Annotated in this window: 4 protein-coding genes; 2 read left to right on the top strand and 2 right to left on the bottom strand. The window is 43.7% G+C overall.

Annotation, left to right across the window (positions count from 1 at the left end; genetic code table 11):
* Positions 1–1,025: 1,025 nt before the first annotated feature.
* Positions 1,026–1,901 (bottom strand): PEP-CTERM sorting domain-containing protein, encoded by an 876-nt coding sequence (locus tag F6K37_RS31845; RefSeq protein ID WP_009149354.1) that lies wholly within the window; start codon positions 1,899–1,901, stop codon positions 1,026–1,028.
* A gap of 191 nt (positions 1,902–2,092) precedes the next feature.
* Positions 2,093–2,632 carry a hypothetical protein gene (locus F6K37_RS31840; RefSeq protein WP_009149351.1) on the bottom strand — a complete coding sequence of 180 codons (540 nt, stop codon included), beginning with the start codon at positions 2,630–2,632 and terminating at the stop codon, positions 2,093–2,095.
* A 1,141-nt stretch (positions 2,633–3,773) separates the two neighbouring features.
* On the opposite strand from F6K37_RS31840, the gene F6K37_RS31835 reads away from it, so the two are divergent.
* Positions 3,774–3,908, top strand: coding sequence for a hypothetical protein (locus F6K37_RS31835; protein WP_267872080.1), 135 nt, complete (start codon positions 3,774–3,776; stop codon positions 3,906–3,908).
* The coding region (locus tag F6K37_RS31830) for a phospholipid carrier-dependent glycosyltransferase (RefSeq protein WP_287254576.1) at positions 3,883–5,037 on the top strand (1,155 nt) is incomplete at its 3' end. The genes F6K37_RS31835 and F6K37_RS31830, both read left to right, overlap by 26 nt.

Here is a 5,037-nt window from a genome sequence, read left to right as displayed (position 1 = left end):
GATATTACCCACCGTATATTATAATTCCTAATTTTCAAGCTTCAACAGTACAGTTTTTCCACATTCACGAAAATAGGGTATTGGTATAGCACTACCCATTAAGATGTTTGACATTGTCTTGATGCAAAGCGCGAGTGGGGGAAACCACGGCAGTCGCTCATGGGGGGGACCCCCAAGACCGCGCTGCCTCCCCAAGACCGTAATGGTGCGCTTGACCTTGGCGAATTAAATTCGCCACGGGTCGCACCTCTGCATCGCTTCTAAACTCCGAAACCTAGTCAATGCTTACTTTTGACTTCTGACTTCTCACTTGAGACTTGCGCGTAGCGCTATAATAGCTAATTGGTAATGGGTACTGGGTAACTGACTACTGATACCACACTACTTGATATCATTGCTTAGTTCAGTAAGGCCGTTGATTGTGCATTGCCCACGGAGCGTTTGGTTATTGGTTGAGGGTCAGTTCTAAGCAACTGGGCTGACCGCTGATATAGCACTACATATGATGTTTGACATTCCTAAACTCCGAAACGTAAGTAATCGCCTACTTCGAACCTTGCTGACTTCTAACTTCTGACGCTAAGCGTAGCGCTATAGCTGAGTACTCGCCACTTGGGTTGACTATATATTAAGTTTTCAAAAGATTTGGGTTTGCGATAAAGTTCTGCTCATTGGACCTGAAATAACAACACGAGGAGCACAAGCCCTAGAGCAACGAGCTATTACTTGTTGCGGAGATTGATTTTACGTTGTTCACTGATATGCATAATCGGTATCATTTCATAATAACATAATTCGGATTTTAGAGCATGTGTAACTTTGTTTGTAACTTTGTTAGTCTAAGGTAATTAGTCTAAGCTAAGAGATTTTCCTGCCGTTGGGATAGGCGTGAAGCGTAACTATTGCAGAATAGAAATCGCCCATGGCGTTCTGTCATGATTAGAATTACTGGGAACCAACACTCGCTCCTTATCGCTCTAGTTCATTGGTCAGAGTCTTTAGTCCATTTTTCGCGGGTCTCCCAATTAGCTGTGCAGTGTTTTAGTAGTTCCCTCACACTTTTTTTTGTCTTTGTTCCACTGACTTCTCACCCCTAAAGCCCCGATGGCTATTAACGCCAATATAGAGGTTGGTTCTGGAACGGAGGTGGGATCAGTTGGTGTTGGAACGGAGGGGGGATCAGTTGGTGTTGGAACGGAGGGGGGATCAGTTGGTGTTGGAACGGAGGGGGGATCAGTTGGTTCCAGTCTGACTACATTGACATTATCGATTAGTAGTCCTGAATCAAAAGCACCATCCCCAACATCTGTCACACCTATGGTGAAGGTGTAGGTTCCAGAAGCAGCAATTGTCTGAGAGTAGGTGCTAAAACCAGTTTCATTCACAAAAGGTGTCATGGAATCAGCTAATACTGAGAACGTATCAGCCAAACCACTCACCTGACCGGAAATTCCCACAAAAGCGAAGTCATTAAAATATTCGGAACCGTAATCATCTGTGAGGAAGTTGTAATCGAAATTAAGCACATCTCCTGCAACGGCTGTAAAGGTAGTTCTGATTGCTGATCCTTCAAACACCTCCCCCTTTCCCGCGCCCAGATTATCCAGCGCTGTAATGTTCAGCTCTAGAAAATTGGCTAGCTCCAGGAAGTTCTCTTTTTCCTGGGGAAGGAATGTATCTAGCTGGGCATAGAAACTGCCGTCAGTAGGTTTACTACCAAAACCTGCGGTGCGCACAGAAGCACTACCCAATGTTTCCCAGCCCGTAAAATCGTTTTCAAAACTACCATTAGTGATGATGGCAGCTGAGGCAGGATTAGTATCCAATAAACTGGCCACACCGATCAGGCTGACAATACCTGTTCTCAAAGAGAAGCACTTGTGGTTTTTAAGCTGAAACATATTTATTATCTTTGTTGAGAACTAGAGATTAGTCATGGGTAGATGCTTCCCAGTTCCAAAGTGGATATTTTGTCCGAGTAGACGCTGGAAACCCATCTGACAGTCTTGGGTTGAAGACTGACCGGATTGCTGATTGGTTCCACACGTAACCTCGAAGCTGATCTTGACAATCCTAAATCACCTGTGGTTAATCATCCGATGATAAAATCGCCATCTTCTTGAATATCTATAGTTAGATCGTTTGGATCAACATTTTTCAGGGTAGCTAATGTTCTGAAGGGGGTGTTGCCTTGAAGACCATCTCGATCTACTTTAATAAGAGCATGTGAACCAAACTGATCAATTTCCAACTCAATTTTCAACCAATCGTCAACATTGGCATCTGAATTCAAACCGTATTCTTCAACAAGATCCCAAAAGAAACCAGAGGTTAGAACCACAATATCTTCATCGTTGGGATCGAAGTTTTCGATCAGGTCCGTCCTCTCGGAAAACGTCTTATACCAGATCACATCAGCAGAATTATCAATACCAGGGTTGATATAGTCACCTCCGGGACCTCCGAATAGACTGTCAGCACCCCCTTGGCCGTAGATCTCATCTCGTACAACTTGTTCATCGCTACCTCGGAGGTCGTCATCGTGCTCTGTGCCATTTATTTGATTAATCTCTGTGTCATTTATTTGATTACTGTTTCTGCCATTTATTTGATTAGTATCTCTGGTACTCATAAGTGTTTAGTATGTGCTAACTCTGTGGGTTTTGATTGTTTGAATCCTTGAATTTTAAGTCATTAGCAGAGGCATATTTTTCTCTATTAACGAGAAAAATATCTTTACTGCTACTGAGGGTTTAGAGTGGCAGCACACCCAGGAATTACTCTCCTAAAGGAGAAAAATATATTTTTCTATTTGTCCATAAAAACCTGCTAAATTATAACGATTTTTTTGGAATGTTAACTCGGGTTTAATACTAAAAATATTTTTCATTCATAATCTTTATCAATAGTTTAAGTTTAGTGAGACTTTGTGTGAAAATTGTGAAGCAATTTGATAATAATAATGAAAGGTCAAGTGGTGATGCCTATTATTAATTTTTCAATCCAGTTAGAGGAAAATCCGGAATACTTGTCTGATAATTTTTTTGGTTATATCACAATTGTATAGGCACGAGGGAGAAACGAAGGGAGGATAAGCGTGCAAAACCTTTAAAGGGTTTAAAATCCTAAAAACTACAAAAGGTATAAGAGGGATAAGGTGTACCAATTTCATTTATCCGAGCTACACATGCTGAGGAGGTATAGCGCTACGTGCAAGTCTCAAGTGAGAAGTCAGAAGTCAAAAGTAAGCATTGACTAGGTTTCGGAGTTTAGAAGCGATGCAGAGGTGCGACCCGTGGCGAATTTAATTCGCCAAGGTCAAACGCACCATTACGGTCTTGGGGAGGCAGCGCGGTCTTGGGGGTCCCCCCCATGAGCGACTGCCGTGGTTTCCCCCACTCGCTATTGCATCAAGACAATGTCAAACATCTTAATGGGTAGTGCTATATAAGTTACAGGTTGTAGGTGATCAGCTTACAGGTTATTAAGCTAGTGTGCATTTAATTGGCATATTTTATATAGGACTTACGCAAATACCTCAATTTAACGCTACCTGTAGGGTTTGCAAAACCTTGACCACCATACCCATGGAGTCTGTGCGTAAGTCCTGTTATACTTTCGGAATTAGGGAAGGCAGACAAGGGGGATAAAAGGGCAGTGTTGTCTTTCCACTCTTATCTCTCTTCCCGCTCTTCCCCCAGAAAATAATTTCTGATCAAGGTCTCCTCTACTCCAGATTGAGTAGACCTCTTGCAAAAGTATTTTTCTAATTAGTGTTTGCGTCAATTCTTGTCCACTGTTCCCAGATCCGCTGTTCCCTGTTCCCGACAACTGCCGCGAAGTCTAGTGTGCCATTGACCGATAACCCAAGCCTCGATGGTGATGATTTTGCCAAAAAAGCCGTCTGATTCGTCTATCCCCTGGTTTAGCATTGGCATAACTGCCATTGTTTTACTGTCACTCGCCCTGCGATTTTGGGGACTGGGTCGATTTAATCGCCTGGTATTCGATGAAGTTTACTACGCTATATTTGCCAATAACTACTTAACCGGTACTTCCTTTTTCAATCCCCATCCTCCCCTAAGTCAGTACATCATTGCCATTGGCATCTGGATTGGCTCTCACCTCCCCTTTGGACAGGATACGGTTAACGAGCTGACTGGTTCGTTACGGTCTACCTGGAGTTACCGATGGCTGAATGCCCTGACGGGTTCTTTGATTCCGATGGTAGTGGCGGCTTTGGCTTATCAACTCAATCGACGTCGCAGCTATGCTTTGATTGCTGCTCTGTTCGCAGCTACTGATGGTTTATTCCTGGTAGAATCCCGCTATGCCCTCAACAATATATATTTAGTGATCTTGGGATTACTGGGTCAGTTGTTTTTCCTCCTGGCTCTGAATCGTCATGGTGCCAAACCCTGGCTGATGCTAATCCTATCTGGTGTGTTTTTTGGTGCTTCCGCAGCGATTAAGTGGAATGGCTTGTGGTTTTTGTTAGGCATTTATATAGTATGGGCTGTCGCTTGGGTATGGCAATTATTTAGAACCTATTTTGGGGAGACAACCCGTACTCGTCCCATACCATCGTTAAGCCATCCATTACAACACCTGACCCAACTGAATGTCGGGCACATCCTGCTGAACTTGGTAATTTTACCAGCTCTGACCTACAGCCTGGTGTGGATTCCTCACTTACTGATGAATCCTACCCCTGGATTCTGGGAGTCTCAAGTCAAAATTTTAACCTTCCATCAAAATGTCGGCAGTGGCACTGACGTCCATCCTTACTGTTCCCGGTGGTATAGTTGGCTGTTAATGTGGCGTCCGGTTGCTTACTTTTATCAGACTGCTAGTCACACCCCTGAGGCTGTTTCCACTGACTCCCCCTTATCCGCTGGTGGGAGCAATTTAATCTATGATGTCCATGCCATGGGCAATCCTTTCCTATGGTGGCTCTCGACTACAGCAATTTTGTTGCTGTTGCTGCTGTTAACCCAACGCATCATCGAAGGGGTGGGCTGGAAATCCATACCAACC

This window comes from Moorena sp. SIO4E2 (assembly GCF_010671945.1).
GTDB lineage: Bacteria > Cyanobacteriota > Cyanobacteriia > Cyanobacteriales > Coleofasciculaceae > Moorena > Moorena producens.
This window is presented reverse-complemented; position numbering and strand designations above follow the sequence as displayed.